Genomic DNA, 16,944 nt, shown 5'->3' on the forward strand with positions numbered 1-16,944 from the left:
CATACAACCGCGCGGTCACCGCCAACCCTGGGGCCCAGCCTCGTACCCGAACCGGGAACCGCCGCGAGAGGGGCAGACACGTGACAGCGCCGCAGCCGGAACCGGAGTGCAGGGTGCCGATGGTGGAGGTCTGCATCACCGAGGAGCTGGACCTGGCGTGCCTGGCGGAGACGGGGGTTGTCTTCGACCAACTGTTGTCCCTTCGTCCTGAGCACGTGGTGGTCGACCTGTCCGGCTGCCGGCACATCGACGCCGCCGGCATCGGGCTCCTGCTCGACGTGCACCGGCGCCTGACCCGCCGCCGCGCGGTCCTGTCCGTCCGGGACCCGAACCCTCGGATTCGGCGCATCCTGCAGACCGCCCGCCTGGACGAGGTGCTGCCACTGATCCTGGCCCCCGGGCGACCGGTAGCCCTCGGATCCGCGGCCAGCCGCAAGGCCTCGGCGGCCCGCGGCAGAGCGTCGGTCACCGTCGGCCCCTGAACGGAGCGTCGGCAACCGTACGACAACCCGAGGGAGAAGCACATGACCGTCGGCGGTCTCATCACCGCGCTCGTCGTCGGCCTCGCCATCGGCCTGCTCGGCAGGCTGGTCATCCCGGGGCGGCGGGAAGCCCCGGTCTGGTTGACCGTGGCCATCGGTGTCGTCGCCGCACTGGTCGGCACCATCGTGGCCCGTCTCGCGGGTATCGACACCGGCGCGTTCAACCCCCGGGCTCTGATCGTCCAGGCCGGTCTGGCCGGCCTCGGAGTGGTGCTGGTCGTCGCCACCGCCGGACCCGGCCGTTCCGACTCCGCGTAACCCTGCCGAAATTGGCGCCCCGAGCCTTTGGGGCGTACCGACGTTGCGACCACCAAGCCGGAGCCGGCGAGCGAGCCGGGTGACGGCTCGACGTGGACGAGGAGAGATCGATGACTGTGGTACCAGACGACGAGTTGATGAAGCTGATCTGCGACGGCTGCGGCGACACGGTCGCCGGGCGGGCTTCCGTGCTGCCCGACGCGGAGGTCGTCTGGACGTTCGTGTCCGAGCACGGCTGGAGCGGTTCACCCTTCGCGACCGGGCCGCACCGGTGCCCACGCTGCAGCCTCGTCCCGTCAAGCGGGGCCCGCGCCACTCATGAAGGGGCAGAACGTGACGAGCAGAGGGCCGATGTCCTCGGCATCGACTATCTCGAAGAGGTCGCGGTGATCTCGGCGGCCGGCGACATACGCGTCGACAACCGTGACACGCTGCAGTCGGCGCTCGCGGCCGCGGTCGCCGTCCGCGGGCACGCGCTCGTGGACCTCACCCAAGCCCATCTCATCGACTCGACCGGATTGGGGCTGCTGGTACGCGCCCACAGCCACGCCAGGGAACGTGGCGCCCTGCTGTGCCTCGCCGCTCCGTCGCGGTTCATCCTGACCGTGCTGCACACCATGCGTCTGGACGGGATCTTTCCGATCTTTGACAGCCGGGACGAAGCCCTCCAGTGGCTATCCCGGGCGACTGCGACGACCGATGGCACCAGGGCTGCGGTAAGCCGGTCGGAGGCGCTCACCTGAGCTCTGCCCTGACTGCCGTTGGACGCCCTCAAGCGCTGCTCATTGTCTCGGACCGCGGATTCCGCGCAGGCCGTATTTTGAACCAGGAGGTTCCGTGCACATGCCATACCCGTTGCCCGATGAGAACTGGTCCTCCGCCGCCTGGGACCAGCCCGAGGCGGACAGCGATGACCAGCGCATCGAGGCGCTGGTCGCGCAGCGGTTGAGTATCGACTGGACCACCCGGCGACAGCAGATCTCCGTCGCGGTACAGAACCGCGTCGTCATCCTCACCGGCCTGGTGGGCGACACGGAGGCACGACAGGCGGCCGGGGAACTCGCCTGGGACGTGCCGGGCGTCTTCGACGTGTGCAACGCGCTCCGGGTCGGTGGCCAGCGGCGCAGCCGCCGGTGACCGGGAGGCCACTGCAGTCCGGCGGATCGGCGGCCGCCGCTCGGGCGAGGCGGGACACGCGCGATCGGGTGCCGCCGAGCGGCTTCCTCGGCTTCGCCGCCGTGGTGGAGATCGATGTCGGGGCGGCCGCGGCGGATGCACACGATGTTCGACGGCCATGGTCGTCGCCCTGAGCCGAGGTGGCGGACTTCCGGGACTCCTCCACCGCGACGATCCGAACCCGGTCTTGGCGGCTCGGCGCGATCTGGCGGATCGGCTCGTACAGTGGGGTAGCCGAGGAAGATCATGGACGCCCATCGCCGGCGGATCATGGGATCCCTTGTACGTTGCGGTCCCGTCCGGCGGCGGATGAGGCGCGTCCCGACCAACCCGGGGAGTCACTATGCGAGCTGGAGATCTGGCGGCCCCCTTCCCCACCGTCAGGGAGGTGACGCCGGCGTTGGATGCGGCGCGGCTGCTGGCGGGCCGGAACCTGCCCGGCCTGATCGTCGTGGATGATGCGTCCAGGCCGGTCACGGTCCTGCCCGGCACCCAGGTGCTGCGTCTGGTGATCCCGTCCTACTGCCAGGACGACCCGGCCCTGGCCCGAGTGATCGACGAGGCTGCGGCCGACGTGTTCCTCCGGGGTGTCGAGGGCAGGACGGTCGCCGACCTGCTACCACGCGAGCGGCGGGAGTTGCCCGTGGTCGACTCGCAGGCCACCGTCCTGGAGGTCGCCGCCGTGATGGCCCGCACCCGTAGCCCGTTGGTCGCGGTCGCCGGTAGGAACCAGCCGATGCTCGGGGCCATTACCCTCGACGCGCTGCTCGACCGGATGCTCGGCACGTGAGCGGCCTGGCCTGGACGGCGGTGGCCATCTTCACCGTCGCCTACGTCCTCATCGCCACCGAGAAGATCCACCGGGTGGCCGCCGCCCTCGGCGGGGCGGCGTTGATGTTCCTGATCGGGGCCACCAACGCCGAGCACGCCTTCTTCTCCGCCGACGCGGGCATCGACTGGAACGTCATCTTCCTGCTCATCGGCATGATGCTCATCGTGTCGGTCCTGAAACGGACCGGCGCGTTCGAGTACGTCGCGGTGTGGGCATCCAAGCGGGCCCGGGGCCGCCCGTTCCGGGTCATGGTCATCCTGGTGCTGGTCACCGCGATCGCGTCGGCCGCCCTGGACAACGTCACCACGGTGCTGCTGGTCGCGCCGGTGACGTTCCTGGTGTGTGAGCGCCTCGACGTGCCGGTGACGCCGTTCCTGATCGCCGAGGCACTCGCGTCGAACATCGGTGGTACCGCCACCCTGGTCGGCGATCCACCCAACATCATCATCGGCAGCCGCGCCGGGCTGACGTACAACGATTTCCTGGTCCACCTCGCCCCGTTCATCGCTCTGCTGCTCGTGGTGTTCGTCGGCCTGTGCCGGGTCCTGTTCCGCCGCGCGTTCCGCTACGACCCGCAACGGGCCGCGCAGATCGCGGCGCTGCGCGAACGCGACGCGATCCGGGACCGGCGGCTGCTGGTCCTCAGTCTCGCGGTGCTCGCCGCGGTCACCGCCGCGTTCGTCCTACACACGGTCCTGAACCTGGAACCGGCTGTGGTCGCCATCATCGGTGGCCTGCTGTTGCTGGCGCTGTCCCGCCTCGACGCCGGCGAGGTGACCAGCGATGTCGAGTGGCCGACCCTGGTGTTCTTCGCCGGCCTGTTCATCATGGTCGGCGCCCTGGTCAACACCGGCGTCGTCGAGCAGATCTCCCGCGCCGCGATCAGCGCCACCGAGGGCAGGCTGCCGCTCGCCTCGATGGTGCTGCTCTGGGGTTCAGCCGTCCTGTCGGCGATCGTCGACAACATCCCCTACGTCGCCACCATGAGCCCGGTCGTCGCCGAGATGGTCCACGCCCAGGGCAACACCAGCCAGTCCCAGGTTCTGTGGTGGGCCCTCGCCCTCGGCGCGGACCTCGGCGGCAACGCCACCGCCGTCGGCGCGTCGGCCAACGTCGTCATCCTCGGCCTCGCCGAACGCGCCGGCAAGCCGATCACCTTCTGGCAGTTCACCAAGTACGGCCTGATCGTCACCGTGGTGAGCATCGCCCTGGCCGTGCCGTACCTGTGGCTGCGCTACTTCGCCTTCGCCTGATTCCCCGAGGCCAGCCAGCACCAATGTGTCGGCGGCGGTGCACCCGGGTTCCCTGCCACCGCGGTGAGGATCAGTCGTCGGTCGCCGACCGGTCCCGGTCGCGTGGCCTGTGGCGCACTGTCCAGTGGGTGCGATGCAGGATGCCGAACCATGCCGGAGTCTCCCGGGACTCGTCGAAGGCCCGTGCGACCACGACGTCGGTCGAGGAGTGCAGCAGGATGGAGATGACGATCGTCAACGCGACGAGGTGGAACACGTCGTCGCCCGCGCTGATGCCTGACTCCAGCACCAACAGCCCGTACACGACGGATGCGAAGCCCTTCGGTCCGAACCACATCGCCGCGGCCTGTTCGCGGGCGCCGAGCCCGGAGCGCAGGAAGGAGATCCACAACGCGACCGGTCGGGCCAGGAAGATCGCCAGGACGGCGAAGACCCATCCGGTCCAGGGGATCTCGCCCAGGAACCGCAGCGAGATCAGCGCCCCGAACACCAGCAGCGCGGCGAGCTTCAGCAGCTCAGCGATGTTCTCCCCGAAGTGCTCGAACGCCGCCCGCTCCCGGGGCCCGAACGTGGCCACGGTGATCCCGGCCGCGAATGCGGCGAGGAACAGATTGCCGTGGGTGACCTTGCCGAGGGCGAGCACGAGCAGCCCGATGGCCACCCCGTTCAGCGGGGCGTAGGCAGCCGACGCGGCGAACCAGCGGGTCCGCTCCAACGCGATGGCCAACAGCGGTACCAGCACACCGATGAGCAGCCCCACGGCGAGTTCGGTGGCCAGCTCGCCCAGGTGCAGGTCGTCCGAGCCGGCGGCGACGGCGAGGAACAGCACGACGAACGGCAGGGCCAGTCCGTCGTTGACGCCGGACTCGACGTTGAGCAGGTGCCGCAGCCGGGCCGGCACCTTGTCGTTGCCCACCAGCGCGGCGGCGAAGACCGGGTCGGTCGGGGCGAGGATCGCCCCGATCAGCAGCGCCTCGGGCCAGCCCAGCCCGGCCACGTAGTGGGCCAGCAGCGCGGTGACCAGCAGGGTGAGCGGCAGGCCCCACCCGAGAGCACGTCCGGGCAGCCGCCACGCCGAGCGGAGGTCCGCCCAGCCGACCCGCATCCCGTCGGTGAACAGCACCGCGAACAGCGCCAGCTCCGCGAGTTGCGCCACGATCGGCGAATCGGCCCGCAAGTGCAGCAGCCCGGTGGTGTCCTCGCCGAGGATGAACCCGGCGACCAGGAACAGCGCCGCCGTGGACAGGATGGTGCGGTGGGCCAGTGCCGAGACGAGCACGGCGAGCAGCAGGACGGCAGCGAACGACAACAGCAGCACTGGGTCACGCTCCACGGACGCGGGTCATCACGATGCCGACCAGACTTCCCGGCGCTCCAGTGATCCGGACGATCATAGCGGCGATCCGTTGCATGGCGATCGTGCCCCGAACACGCACGCCGCCTCCCGGATCGGTCGGGTAGCCAGCAGGGCCGGTGTTCCCGGAGATGCCAGACCTGGTTCTTCCGGGAGGTGACAGGCCGCAGTACGGTGACATCTGGTGCGCCGGGAAGCCTGGTCGGCAGTCGTGACACGTCGTCGACCGGAGATCGCCATGACCACACCCGCCGTTCGCGCCGAGCGCCTGACCAAACGCTTCGGACGCCTGCTCGCCCTCGACCGGCTGGACCTCACCGTACGCGCCGGGGAGGTGTTCGGCTTCCTCGGCCCCAACGGCGCCGGCAAATCCACTACCATCCGGCTGCTGCTCGGCCTGGCCCGGCCCACCGGCGGCCGGGCGTGGATCTTCGACACCGACGCCGCCGACGTCGCCATCACGCACCGCACGCTGGCGTACGTGCCCGCCGACGTGGCCCTGTGGCCGCAGCTCACCGGCGCCGAAACCCTGGAACTGCTCGGCCGCACCGGCCCGGCAATCGACCGCGCCTACCGCGACGAGCTTGTCGAACGGTTCGACCTCGACCTGTCCAGGCCAGCCGGAAACTACTCCACCGGCAACCGGCAGAAGGTCGCGTTGATCGCCGCGTTCGCCACCCGCGCCCCGCTGCTCGTGCTGGATGAGCCGACCAGCGGACTGGACCCGCTGATGGAGCGCGAGTTCCGCCGTACCGTGGCGCAGGCACGAGACAACGGCCAGACGGTCTTCCTCTGCTCCCATCAGCTCGCCGAGGTCGAGTCCGTCTGCGACCGGGTGGCGATCCTGCGCGCCGGCCGGCTGGTCGACGTCGCCACGGTGCCCGACCTGCGGCGACTGCACCGCACCGAGGTGCTCGTCCGATTCACCGGCCCGGCACCCGATTTCAGCACCATCGCGGGAATCGACGCGGTCGAGCCCAGCGGTGATTCGACGCTGCGGTTCACCCTTACCGGGGCACCCGGGCCGGCGCTGCGCGCCCTCGCGGCAGCCGACGTCACCACCCTCACGATGCGCGAGCCGACGCTGGAGGAGATCTTCCTCGACTACTACGGGGAGACGGACCGGTGACCACCGCCGACCTCACCACCGGCCCGATCCGCACCGCCGCCGGGACCGCGGGGCCGGCGGTCGCCCGCCTCGCGCTGCGTCAGGTGCGCCGCGGCGCGCTCATCGTCCTCGCCGTGGCCACCGGTATGTCGGCGCTCGTCGCCACCACCTATGCGAGCGTCGTCGGCGATGATCTGGACGCCGCCGCGCTGGCCGCCCTCGCGGAGAACCCGGCGATCCGGACGCTGTTCGGTGAACCGATCGCCCTGGACACCCCGGGCGGGTTCACCGTCTGGCGCACCGGCACGGTCCTCGCCGTCCTGCTCTCGGTATGGGGGCTGCTCGCGGCCACGCGGATCACCCGGGGCGAGGAAGACGCCGGGCGGTGGGACCTCCTGCTCGCCGGGCGGCTGAGCCTGGCCGCCGTGGTGCGCCGCCACCTCAGCGTCCTGATCGCCGTCATGGCGCTGATCGGAGGTGCGACCACCGGGGCACTCATCGCGGCGGGCACCTCGCCGGCCGGGGCGACGCTGCACGGTGCGGGCCTCGCCCTGATCGGCATCCTCGCCGTCGCGGCAGCCTTCCTCGCCGCTCAGGTTTTCCCCACTCGGGCGGGTGCGAGCGGAGCAACGCTCGGGCTGCTCGGCGTCGGACTACTGGCCCGCATGGTCGGCGACGGCGTCACCGCGCTGTCGTGGCTGCGCTGGCTGTCCCCCTACGGCTTGCTGGCGCTGACCCGGCCCTACCAGGACGACCGACCGCTGCCCCTGATCGTCCTGGCAGTCACCACGATCGCCTTGGCGGTCACCGCGACCACCCTCGCCGGCCGCCGCGACGTCCGCAGTGGGTTGCTGCCTCCCTCCACCGGACGGCGACCCAGGCTGTGGCTGCTCGGCTCGGTCGAGGCCTTCGCGGTACGGCGGCTGCTGCGTCCCCTCGCCGGCTGGTCGGCTGGTATCGGCGCCTACTCCCTGCTGATCGGCCTGCTCGCCACCTCGATGACCGACTTCCTCGCCGACAATCCGCGCTTCGCCGACCTCGCCGCACAGGCGGGCTTCGCCGGAATCGGCAGTGTTCGCGGCTATGCCGCAACACTGTTCGCCCTGCTGGCCGTCCCGGTCGGTGCGTTCGCCGCTGTGCGCCTCGCCGCGTTCGCCGCCGCCGAGGCCGAGGGACGACTCACCCTCCTGTACTCCCGCCCCGTGACCCGGACCAGGCTGCTGACCGCCGAAACCGTCGCCACCCTGGCCGCGGCGGCGATCCTCGTCACCGTGGCCGGCACCGCGACCTGGCTCGGCACGGCCATCGCCGGTGCACGGCTTCCTCTGCTCGCGGCTCTCGCCGGCACGTGGAACGTGCTGCCGGTCGTGCTGCTCTGCCTCGGCGCGGCCGTGGCCGCACTCGGCTGGGCGCCCCGCGCCGTCAGCGCCCTCGGTGCGCTACCCGCCGTCGGCGGGTTCCTGCTGAAGGTCGTCGCCGACAGCACGGGCGCCCCCACCTGGGTGAGCAGCCTGTCGCCGTTCACCCATCTCGCCGCAGTACCGGACGCCGGGCCGCACTGGCGGGCCGCGGTCACCATGGCTGCGCTGGCGGTCGCAGCCGCCGTGAGCGGCGCGCAGGGCTATCGGCGGCGTGATCTACGGCCTTGAGGCGCTCGACGGCAAGTCTGAGTCTGCCCCATACCCGTCACATGCCGGTGCAAACAGCCTGCCGCCCTGCTTGCGGCCGGCACTCATTCGCGTGCCGTGAAGACACGCTCGGCCTTGTCGGCCGTCCGGTCACCGCCGGCGGCCACCAAGGCCTCGCGCCACGCCTCCTGATGCCGCTGCCGAGGATGCGGGCGAGGTGGCGGGTGGCTCCCGACGCGCCCGTCCGCCGCGCCGTGGGCGATGATGCGGTCGCACGGACCCGGCGACCCGAGGATGGATCGTGCCGAGCAGGCAGCCGCAGACCAGACCCGCGTCGGCGTACGACGGAGCGCGGGCGGGGAGACCGGGTTGGGGTCGCAGGTCGTGACGGGCTGGTGCCCGCCGCCACGGCGACGAGAGCAGATCAGTTGTTCCGGGCGGCGCGCTGGTAGGCCAGCAGCCCTGCGACGAGACCCGCGAGGCCGAGCAGGATGCCGACCGCTCCGTACCAGGTGCCGGAACTGCCGTCGGACTTGTCGCTCGTCGCGGTGGTGGCGGCGACCGGCCGGGCGGAGGCGGCTGGGGCGTCGTCGTTGCCGAGGGTCAGCTTGAGTACCGGGGCGGGGTGGTCGGCCTCCTGGCCGGGGGTGGGTTCGTCGATCCAGCGCACGATCTCACCGTCGGAGTACGTTTGCAGCGCCTTGAACACCAGCTGGTCGGTCTTCGGCAGCGGTCCCAGGGAGACGTCGAACTCCTGGAACTGGCCCGGCTTGATGGAGGCGTCCCCGCTGGCGGTCCAGGTGATCTTCGTGATCGCCTCGGTGATCTCCCCGTCGTCACTCTTGATCGGCGTGGCCAGCTTCGTTTTCTCCGTGGCGGCGGTCCAGCCGGACAGCGGCTTGAGGGAGACGGAGGCGATCGGGCTGGCCGCGGGGAGGTTCACCTCGACCTTGACAGTGTCGGCGCTGTCCTTCTCATTCGGCACGCGGAAGGTGACCTTCGTGTAGCCGCCCTGGGTGGCGGTCTTCGGGTTGACGGTGACATGCGCCGAGGCCGGGCCGGTGATGGCCAGGGTCAGCGCGGCGGCGCCCGCGGCGATGGTCGCGACGCGGGCGAGCAAGGTCTGCCTCATCAAGGCTCCTCGTCTTCTGTGCAGGACTCGTTTGGCGCGCCCGGCACGGCCAGGCACCTCCTGCAAGTCGCTCGGGCCGTGGGAAAAGTTCCCGGCATCGTTCTACTGAGGGACGGGTGAGGGATGTGCCACACCATGCCGTCGGGCGGGCGACCGTCGACCCGCCTCCCAGCGGGCAGGGGTGGGGCTCGCGGGGAACGGTCTGCGGTTCCGCTTGATCCGATGCGCACCCGGCCACGTACCGGTCGAGAGATTGGCAGTTCCGCTTGCCGTACGCTACGGGACAGCTACTACTACAGCTTGTCGTGATCCCTGCCTGGTGGCGGCAGGGCCGGACACGGAGGTGCCAGGTGACGGACGACGCGGAGGTGACCGCGTGGGCGCTGGCTGCGGGGCGAGGTGACCGGGACGCTGCGGCCTCGTTCATCCGGGCCACGCAGCAGCAGGTCCGGCGGTTCCTCGCCGCCCTGATCTCCCCGGCGGAGGCGGACGACCTGACCCAGGAGACGTATCTGCGGGCGACGCGGTCGCTGCCGTCGTTCGCCGCCCGATCGTCGGCGCGCACCTGGCTGCTGGGCATCGCCCGCCGGGTGGCCGTCGACCACGTCCGGATCGCGAACGCGCGTCCACGGACCGTGCCGATGTCCGACTCCTTCGACGCCCCGGACGCGCAGCGCAGCGGCTTCGACCGGCGCGTCGTGCTGGAGGACCTCATCGAGGCGCTGCCGGTGGGGCGGCGGGAGGCGTTCGTCGCCACGCAGGTCCTCGGGCTGTCCTACGCCGAGGCGGCGGAGATCTGCGGATGCCGCGTGGGCACCATCCGCTCGCGGGTGGCCCGGGCTCGGGAGGATCTCGTCGCGGGCGTCGACGCCCGGGACGGGATGACGCCCCGCAAGCGCGGCAGTGCCGCGGGCTGACCGTCCGCAGCCCGCTTTGCCTGCACCGGAGTGACATTCCTCGCCAGGTTCGCGGGAACCCATGCCGCCCTCGGACCGACTACCGGTACATGGGGTGTGAGCAGTGGCGTGAGGCGCTGTCGGCGCGGCTGGACGGAGAGGAGACCGCCGCCGAGGCGGCGGCGGCCGAGGCCCACCTGAGCCGGTGTAGCGACTGCCGGCGCTGGTTCGACCAGGCTGCGGCGGTGACGCGCCGGGCCCGCCTGTCCGTCACCGTCAGCGGGGACGACCTCACCGACGTCATCCTCGCGTCCCTGCCCGTCCCGGAGCCATACCGGCTGCGCAACCGGATCGCGCTCACCCTGCGGGCCGTGTTGGGGTTGATCGGGGCACTGCAACTCGTCCTAGGTCTGGCGCAGGTGGGTCAGGGTCCGGCGGCCGGCCACGAGCACGCCGCCGTCGGCGCGCTGACCTCGGGGCATCTGTGGCACGAGTCGGCGGCGTGGAACGTCGCCGTCGGCGCCGGGTTCCTGTTCGTGGCCACGCGGCGTACGCCGCCGACCGGGCTGGTGCCGATGCTGACCGCGTTCGTCGGCACGCTGGTGCTGCTGTCGGTCAACGACCTGATCACCGGCTGGGTGGACCCGGCCCGGCTGGTCAGCCACGGCTTCCTGCTCGCCGGGTACGCGATCGTTGTCGCCCTGTCCCGCCCGCGGCTGCGCCCCGACGGACCATCGAGCCGGAACCGGACGAATCAGCCCGGGTGGCGGCTGCCCGCCGCCGAGCAGGAGACGCCCCCGCCCCCGCTGCGGCTGCTACCCCCGTACGCCGGCTCCGCCCGCAGCCCGGACCGGTGGGCGGCCTGAGCCCACCGCGCCCAGGCACCCATACGGCGATTCCGGTTTCCGGTCCCGGACCTTTCCACTCGTGGGGCCGACCAACCCGAGAGCATCTTCCTCGAAAGGACCCGTTCATGCCCGTCACCGACTTGATCCGCCGGCGTCGTCGCCCGGCCGTCCTCCTCGCCGCCGCCGCGCTGCTTGCGGCGGGCGCCGCCGGGTGCGGGTCGTCGGATGAGTCGTCGTCCGCCGCGCCGAGCCCGTCGGTGTCGGCGGGCGCGGTAGCTGGGGTGGTCAGTGTCCGGGACCCGTGGGTGAAGGCCGCCGACACGGGGATGACCGCGGCGTTCGGCGCCCTGGTCAACGACGGCGACACCGACGTGACCCTCACCGGCGCCTCCACCGAGGTGTCGCCCGTTGAACTGCACGACATGACCATGAAGGACGGCAAGATGGTCATGCAGCCCAAGCAGGACGGCATCGTGATCAAGGCGCACAGCACCCGGGTGCTGGAGCCCGGCGGTGAGCACCTGATGCTGATGAACCTCAAGCAGCCGGTGAAGGCCGGCGACCAGCTGACCTTCACGCTCACCTTCGCCGACGGCAAGACCCAGGCGTTCACCGCGGTGGCCAAGCCGTTCACCGGCGCGCAGGAGAGCTATGCGCCCGGCGGCGACGTGAGCCCGATGCCGGGCATGAGCGGGACGCCGCAGATGAGCATGAGCCCGGCGTCATGACCGACGGGCGCACCCGTCGCCCGGTGAGCAGGCGAGGCCTGCTCACCGGCGGGGCCCTGGCCGCCGGTGGCACCCTCGCCGGCGCCGCCGCCATCACCGCTTCCCGTCACGGCAACCAGACGGTACGGCCCGCCGAGGCGGTGCCGGCGGCTGCCGTCGGCAGTGCGGTGGAGCCCTTTTACGTGTCCCGGCAGGCCGGCGTCGCCACCGACCCCCAGGCGCACGCCGCCTTCATCGCGTTCACCCTGCGGCCCGGCACCGACCGGGCCACGCTGGGTCGGATGCTACGGCTGCTCAGCGACGACGCTGCCCGCCTCACCCAGGGGCGGCCGGCCCTCGCCGACACCGAACCGGAACTCGGTCTGCTGCCCGCCCGGCTGACGGTCACCTTCGGCTTCGGGCCCGGCCTCTACCGGGCCGCGGGCCTCGACGAGCGGCGGCCGCCGTCGGTGGCCGAACTGCCGTCCTTCCGCATCGACCGGCTGCAGCCCCACTGGTCCGGTGGGGACCTGCTGCTGCAGATCTGCGCCGACGACCCGCTCACCGTCGCGCACGCGCAGCGGGTGCTGGTCAAGGACAGCCGGCCGTTCGCCACGGTGCGGTGGGTGCAGCAGGGCTTCCGCCGGGGCGCCGGCGTCGAGCCCGGCGGGTACACCCAGCGCAATCTGTTCGGCCAGCTCGACGGCACCGGCAACCCGCGATCCGGCGGGCCGCTGGACACCGCCGTCTTCGTGCCCGACGGGCCCGCATGGCTGTGGGACAGCACCACCCTGGTCCTACGGCGGATCAGCATGAACCTCGAAACCTGGGACCTGCTCGGCCGCACCGACCGGGAACTGGCCGTGGGCCGGCGCCTCGACACCGGCGCCCCGCTGACCGGTAAAGCGGAGCACGACGAGCCCGACTTCGCCGCCGCCGGCCCCGACGGCCTCCCCGTCATCCCGGACTTCTCCCACGTCGCCCGCGCGCACGTCACCGACGACCGGAGGAAGATCCTGCGGCGCCCCTACAACTACGACGGCGCACCCACTGCAGAGGGCCACGCGGACAGCGGCCTGATCTTCGCCTCCTACCAGGCCGACATCACCCGCCAGTACCTCCCCATCCAGCAGCGGCTGGCCGAACGGGACCTGCTCAACGAATGGACAACCCCGATCGGCTCCGCCGTCTTCGCCATCCCGCCTGGCTGCCCCGAAGGCGGCTGGATCGGCCAGCAACTGATCGACTGACCCACGACCGTCAGGAGAACCACCCGACATGCGACCCCCGTCCCGTCCCGCCGCCCGGATCGCCGGCGCGGTGCTGGCCGCCGTGATGGCCCTGCTCATTTCGGCCACGCCCGCCTGGGCGCACAACAGCCTGCGTGCAGCCACCCCGGCCCAGGACGCCCGGCTGACCGCACCGCCGACCGAGATCACCCTCGAGTTCGTGCAGAGACTCGACCCGACCTTCACCACCATCGTGCTCACCGATCCCGCTCGGCGGAAGGTGCCCACCGGCGCACCGGCGGTCGACGGTGTCAACGGCGCGGTGGCGATCGCCCAACCGCTGGGCAACGGCACCTACACCGTCGCCTACCGGGTCGTCTCCGCCGACGGGCACCCTGTGCAGGGGTCCTACCAGTTCACCGTCGCCGACCCCACCGCCACCGCGAACCCCGCCGCCGCGACGGCCACCGCGCCGGTCTCCGACCCGGCGACGCCAGCACCGACCACCGCCGCCGCCTCGTCAGCGGACGTCGAAAAGAACGGGACCGTCGTCCTGATCGCTGGCGTAGTGCTGGCCGCCCTCGTCGTCACGGCCGGCGTGCTGCTACGCCGCCGCACCGTCCGCCGGTAGCCGAAAGCTGCGCCGGACCCGGCCGGTCGATCGTTGAAGACCAGCACCGTCGCCCTCCCCGAAATCAAGGTCATCTCGTGCGAGACACCGAAAGCCGTGAATCTGATCCCGCCCGGCCGACGAGCGCCGCCGCGACGGCTGTCGCCGCTGCCGACACCTCGCCCGGGACACCGCCCGCCGGTCTCCGCTCGGGACGTCCGAACCTGCTGGCCCGCTTCGTACCGGTCGCGGCGGCGGCGTCGGCGGTAGCCGTTCTGCTGCTCGCCCTGCGCGCAGGTGGGGCCCTCACGGCCGCGATCCCCGGTCTGCCCGACCCGGGCCCCGCCACGACGTGGGCGTTGCCGGTGGTCCGGCTGCTCGCCGACGCCCTCGCCACTTTCACCGTGGGAATGCTGGTGACGTCGGCGTTCCTGCTGCCCGGCGACGGGCGCAGCGTGTCGGCGCAAGGCTGGCTGCTGCTGCGCCGCGCGGGCGCGGCGGCCGCCGGCTGGGCGGTGGCCAGCTCCGCGCTGATCGTGCTGACCGTCTCCGACCTGCTGGGCTTCCCCCTGGACCACCTCAGCGCCGCCACGGTGGTCAGTTACGCCACCGCCATCGCACAAGGGCAGGCGCTGCTGCTGCAGGCAGGACTGGCTGTGGCCGTGGCGGTGCTGGCCCGAGCCGGGGTGTCGCGCGGACTCGCCGCCATGGCCGCAATCCTGGCGATGGCCGCGGTCCTGCCGCCGGCGTTCACCGGGCACGCCGCCGGGGCGGGCAACCACCAGATCGCGGTCACGAGCCTCGCACTGCACGTGCTCGCCGCCGCCGTGTGGGCCGGCGGGCTGGCCGCGCTGCTGATGCTCCGCCGCAGCAGGCTGCTCGCCGACGCCGCCGCCCGCTACAGCCGCCTCGCACTGGGCTGCTTCGCCGCCGTGACCGTCAGCGGGCTGGCCAACGCCGCCGTACGCCTCGGCAGCCTCGACCAGCTGTGGAAGTCCTCCTACGGCTGGCTGGTCCTCGGCAAACTCGCCGCCCTGCTCGCGCTGGGCGCGTTCGGGGCCGCGCACCGCTCCCGCACACTGCCCCGCCTGCGACGACGGCACCCGCGGGCGTTCATCCGGCTGGCCGCCGGAGAGCTGACCGTTTTCGCCGCCACCATCGGCCTGGCCGTGGCACTCTCGCGTAGCCCCACCCCGGTCCCTGACTCCGGCGTCGACGCCGACCCCGTGACCGCGCTGCTCGGCTTTTCCATGCCCGCCGCGCCCACGCCGGGGAACCTACTCTGGCAGCCGCTGCCGGACATGTTCTTCCTGACCATCTGCGTCCTCGGGGTCGGCGGCTACCTGGCTGGTGTCTGGCGGCTGCGGCAAGCCGGGCCCGGCTGGCCGGTTGGCCGTACCGCGAGCTGGGTGGGCGGGATGCTGCTACTGGCCGCGACCACGGACCTCGGTGTGGCCCGCTACGCCTATGTACTGTTCAGCGTCCACATGTTGCAGCACATGGTGCTGTCGATGCTGGTACCGATCCTGCTCGTCGGCGGCGCCCCGGTCACCCTCGCCCTGCGCGCCCTACGCCGACCGGTCGACCCGCAGGTACGCGGCGCGCGGGAGTGGCTGCTGCTCGTCCTGCACAGCCGCACCGCGAAGCTGCTCACTCACCCCCTGGTTGCGCTCGGCATCTACACCGCCAGTCTCTTCGGCCTTTACTTCAGCGACCTGCTCGGCACGCTGATGCGCTCCCACCTCGGCCATCTGGCGATGCTCACCCACTTCGTGGCCGCCGGGTACCTGCTGTTCTGGGTGCTCATCGGCGTCGACCCCGGCCGCCCGAAACTCGCCCACCCACTGCTCGTGATCCTGCACCTCGCAGCGATGATGGCGCACGGCTTCTTCGGCCTGGTCCTCATGCAGACCACCACCGTCATCGCCCCCGACTGGTACATCTCGGTCCACCCGCACTGGGCCTCGTCCCTGATCGAGGACCAGAAACTCGGCACCGGCATCGCCTGGGCGTTCGGGGAGATCCCCGCCGCCGCCGTCATGATCGTCCTGGTGCGCCAGTGGATCCGCGCCGACCAGCGCGAACAGGCCCGCCTCGATCGGGCCGCCGACCGGGCCGAAGCCACGGGCGACGAGGACGATCTCGCCCGCTACAACGCCTTCCTCGCCGCCGCCGCCCGTCAGCAGACAGGGCGAGACGGCGCGTGATGGACTCGGCAGCAGCCAGCCGATCGCCGGTACTCTGCCGCACTGGTCCTGCGCTCAGAGCAAGACGGTCTGGACGAAGTGCGGGCAGCTCTCGCTGACGCCAACGTTCTGTTGTCTGGACGCCTACGGCGGTCGGCGCGGCTGGCGTCTGGCTCCTCGCCATCGCAGCCGCCGTCTACCGCGGTCAGAAGGCCCCGGCGGTCGACAACGTGTCGATGCAGATCCGACGGGGCGAGATCGTCGTCCTGGTCGGCCCCTCCAGCGGCGGCAAGACCACCACCATGAAGATGATCAACAGGCTGATCGAGCCGAGCAGCGGCCAGATCCTGCTGGACGGGTCCGACGTGACGACCCTGGACGCCAACGACCTGCGCCGGCACATCGGCTACGTCATGCAGCAGGTGGGGCTCTTTCCACACATGAACGTCGCCACCAACGTGGGGCTGGTGCCCAAGATGCTCGGCTAGGACCGACGATGGATCGAGGCCCGCGTCGACGAACTCCTCCACCTGGTCGGGCCTCGGCCCGGCGCTGTTCCGCAACCGGCTGCCCCGCCAGCTCTCCGGCGGACAGCAGCAGCGAGTCGGGGTCGCCCGGGCGCTCGCCGCAGACCCGCCGGTGATCCTGATGGACGAGCCGTTCGCGCCCCGACGGTGACACCAGGCCCGCGCAGTCGCGCCTACGCCACCTCAGAACCGTCGTCGGCGCTGGCCCAGCCGAGCCACCACTCCGATTCGGGTACCTCCCCGCTAGCGGCGGCGAACGTACGTAGTGCGACAACCGTGTCCTCGTGCCAGTGGCTGGCCGTCGCGTCGACGATGCGGGTCAGTTCCTCGCGGCGCCGCGCCGTGACCTTTTCGACCAGGGCACGGCCGGTTGCGGTGAGGGTGAGCCGCACGGCGCGCCGGTCGGCGGCTGTGCGGTAGCGCCGGATCAGGCCCTTGCGGACCAGTCGGTCGCACATGCGCGTACCGGTGGATGGGTTGACCTTGAGCTCGGTGGCGATGTCGACCACCCGTTGCGGGCCGCGGGAGGCCAGCACGACCAGCGCGCGGTACTGCGGCAGTGTGACGTCGGCGTCCAGATCGGCCAGGGACCTCGCGGCGAGGCCGACCATCGCCCGGCTGGCCGATAGCAGTGCGTTGACGACGTCGTCGTGACCTG

17 protein-coding genes and 1 pseudogene are annotated in these 16,944 nt (G+C 71.6%); 15 read left to right on the forward strand and 3 right to left on the reverse strand.

The window, feature by feature from the left end:
- The first annotated feature begins 80 nt into the window (after nt 1-80).
- The 6 genes from OG799_RS16200 (at nt 81) to OG799_RS16225 (ending at nt 4,061) form a co-directional block, all read left to right on the forward strand.
- Nucleotides 81-482 carry an STAS domain-containing protein gene (locus tag OG799_RS16200; RefSeq protein WP_406045861.1) on the forward strand — a complete coding sequence of 134 codons (402 nt, stop codon included), beginning with the start codon at nt 81-83 and terminating at the stop codon, nt 480-482.
- A 42-nt stretch (nt 483-524) separates the two neighbouring features.
- Nucleotides 525-800, forward strand: coding sequence for a GlsB/YeaQ/YmgE family stress response membrane protein (locus tag OG799_RS16205; protein WP_406045862.1), 276 nt, complete (start codon nt 525-527; stop codon nt 798-800).
- Nucleotides 801-910: 110 nt separating this feature from the next.
- Nucleotides 911-1,543, forward strand: a complete 633-nt coding sequence (locus OG799_RS16210) for an STAS domain-containing protein (RefSeq protein WP_406045863.1) — start codon at nt 911-913, stop codon at nt 1,541-1,543.
- A 94-nt stretch (nt 1,544-1,637) separates the two neighbouring features.
- The gene (locus OG799_RS16215) at nt 1,638-1,937 is read left to right on the forward strand and encodes a BON domain-containing protein (protein WP_406045864.1); all 300 of its coding nucleotides are present in this window, start codon (nt 1,638-1,640) and stop codon (nt 1,935-1,937) included.
- A 382-nt stretch (nt 1,938-2,319) separates the two neighbouring features.
- Nucleotides 2,320-2,766, forward strand: a complete 447-nt coding sequence (locus OG799_RS16220) for a CBS domain-containing protein (RefSeq protein ID WP_406045865.1) — start codon at nt 2,320-2,322, stop codon at nt 2,764-2,766.
- The gene (locus tag OG799_RS16225) at nt 2,763-4,061 is read left to right on the forward strand and encodes an ArsB/NhaD family transporter (RefSeq protein WP_406045866.1); all 1,299 of its coding nucleotides are present in this window, start codon (nt 2,763-2,765) and stop codon (nt 4,059-4,061) included. Before OG799_RS16220 ends, OG799_RS16225 begins: the two co-directional genes overlap by 4 nt.
- A gap of 70 nt (nt 4,062-4,131) precedes the next feature.
- Here the strand turns inward: OG799_RS16225 and OG799_RS16230 are convergent, their stop codons facing one another.
- On the reverse strand, nt 4,132-5,394 hold the full coding sequence (locus tag OG799_RS16230; RefSeq protein ID WP_406045867.1) for a cation:proton antiporter: 1,263 nt from the start codon (nt 5,392-5,394) through the stop codon (nt 4,132-4,134).
- 259 nt (nt 5,395-5,653) lie between these two features.
- On the opposite strand from OG799_RS16230, the gene OG799_RS16235 reads away from it, so the two are divergent.
- Nucleotides 5,654-6,544 (forward strand): ATP-binding cassette domain-containing protein, encoded by an 891-nt coding sequence (locus tag OG799_RS16235; protein ID WP_406045868.1) that lies wholly within the window; start codon nt 5,654-5,656, stop codon nt 6,542-6,544.
- Nucleotides 6,541-8,172: an ABC transporter permease gene (locus tag OG799_RS16240; RefSeq protein WP_406045869.1), complete on the forward strand. Its 1,632-nt coding sequence runs from the start codon at nt 6,541-6,543 to the stop codon at nt 8,170-8,172. The genes OG799_RS16235 and OG799_RS16240 overlap by 4 nt, the downstream gene beginning before the upstream one ends.
- Before the next feature lie 403 nt (nt 8,173-8,575).
- Here OG799_RS16240 and OG799_RS16245 read toward each other — a convergent pair whose 3' ends face one another.
- Nucleotides 8,576-9,283, reverse strand: coding sequence for a YcnI family protein (locus tag OG799_RS16245; protein ID WP_406045870.1), 708 nt, complete (start codon nt 9,281-9,283; stop codon nt 8,576-8,578).
- Between the two features lie 350 nt (nt 9,284-9,633).
- Between OG799_RS16245 and OG799_RS16250 the strand changes: the two genes are divergently transcribed.
- The 7 genes and pseudogenes from OG799_RS16250 to OG799_RS16280 form a co-directional block, all read left to right on the forward strand.
- Nucleotides 9,634-10,200, forward strand: a complete 567-nt coding sequence (locus tag OG799_RS16250; RefSeq protein WP_406045871.1) for a sigma-70 family RNA polymerase sigma factor — start codon at nt 9,634-9,636, stop codon at nt 10,198-10,200.
- Between the two features lie 89 nt (nt 10,201-10,289).
- Nucleotides 10,290-11,045, forward strand: coding sequence for a zf-HC2 domain-containing protein (locus OG799_RS16255; protein WP_406045872.1), 756 nt, complete (start codon nt 10,290-10,292; stop codon nt 11,043-11,045).
- A 107-nt stretch (nt 11,046-11,152) separates the two neighbouring features.
- Nucleotides 11,153-11,755: a copper chaperone PCu(A)C gene (locus tag OG799_RS16260; RefSeq protein ID WP_406045873.1), complete on the forward strand. Its 603-nt coding sequence runs from the start codon at nt 11,153-11,155 to the stop codon at nt 11,753-11,755.
- Nucleotides 11,752-12,984 carry a Dyp-type peroxidase gene (locus OG799_RS16265; RefSeq protein ID WP_406045874.1) on the forward strand — a complete coding sequence of 411 codons (1,233 nt, stop codon included), beginning with the start codon at nt 11,752-11,754 and terminating at the stop codon, nt 12,982-12,984. Before OG799_RS16260 ends, OG799_RS16265 begins: the two co-directional genes overlap by 4 nt.
- 28 nt (nt 12,985-13,012) lie before the next feature.
- Nucleotides 13,013-13,594: a copper resistance protein CopC gene (locus OG799_RS16270; protein ID WP_406045875.1), complete on the forward strand. Its 582-nt coding sequence runs from the start codon at nt 13,013-13,015 to the stop codon at nt 13,592-13,594.
- A 77-nt stretch (nt 13,595-13,671) separates the two neighbouring features.
- A complete protein-coding gene (locus OG799_RS16275; protein WP_406045876.1) occupies nt 13,672-15,780 on the forward strand; it encodes a cytochrome c oxidase assembly protein in 2,109 nt (702 codons plus the stop codon).
- 161 nt (nt 15,781-15,941) lie between these two features.
- Nucleotides 15,942-16,422: pseudogene (locus OG799_RS16280) on the forward strand (ATP-binding cassette domain-containing protein); the annotation flags it as partial.
- Nucleotides 16,423-16,459: 37 nt separating this feature from the next.
- Here OG799_RS16280 and OG799_RS16285 read toward each other — a convergent pair.
- The gene (locus OG799_RS16285; protein ID WP_406045877.1) at nt 16,460-16,897 is read right to left on the reverse strand and encodes a MarR family transcriptional regulator; all 438 of its coding nucleotides are present in this window, start codon (nt 16,895-16,897) and stop codon (nt 16,460-16,462) included.
- Nucleotides 16,898-16,944: the final 47 nt, after the last annotated feature.

Origin of the sequence: Micromonospora sp. NBC_00898, assembly GCF_045207895.1 — a bacterium.
Taxonomy (GTDB): domain Bacteria; phylum Actinomycetota; class Actinomycetes; order Mycobacteriales; family Micromonosporaceae; genus Micromonospora.

Coding starts and splice junctions, on each gene's coding strand:
- OG799_RS16205 (WP_406045862.1), top strand. CDS start 525: ATGACCGTCGGCGGTCTCATCACCGCGCTCGTCGTCGGCCTCGCCATC.
- OG799_RS16210 (WP_406045863.1), top strand. CDS start 911: ATGACTGTGGTACCAGACGACGAGTTGATGAAGCTGATCTGCGACGGC.
- OG799_RS16220 (WP_406045865.1), top strand. CDS start 2,320: ATGCGAGCTGGAGATCTGGCGGCCCCCTTCCCCACCGTCAGGGAGGTG.
- OG799_RS16235 (WP_406045868.1), top strand. CDS start 5,654: ATGACCACACCCGCCGTTCGCGCCGAGCGCCTGACCAAACGCTTCGGA.
- OG799_RS16245 (WP_406045870.1), bottom strand. CDS start 9,283: ATGAGGCAGACCTTGCTCGCCCGCGTCGCGACCATCGCCGCGGGCGCC.
- OG799_RS16255 (WP_406045872.1), top strand. CDS start 10,290: ATGGGGTGTGAGCAGTGGCGTGAGGCGCTGTCGGCGCGGCTGGACGGA.
- OG799_RS16260 (WP_406045873.1), top strand. CDS start 11,153: ATGCCCGTCACCGACTTGATCCGCCGGCGTCGTCGCCCGGCCGTCCTC.
- OG799_RS16265 (WP_406045874.1), top strand. CDS start 11,752: ATGACCGACGGGCGCACCCGTCGCCCGGTGAGCAGGCGAGGCCTGCTC.
- OG799_RS16270 (WP_406045875.1), top strand. CDS start 13,013: ATGCGACCCCCGTCCCGTCCCGCCGCCCGGATCGCCGGCGCGGTGCTG.
- OG799_RS16285 (WP_406045877.1), bottom strand. CDS start 16,897: ATGGTCGGCCTCGCCGCGAGGTCCCTGGCCGATCTGGACGCCGACGTC.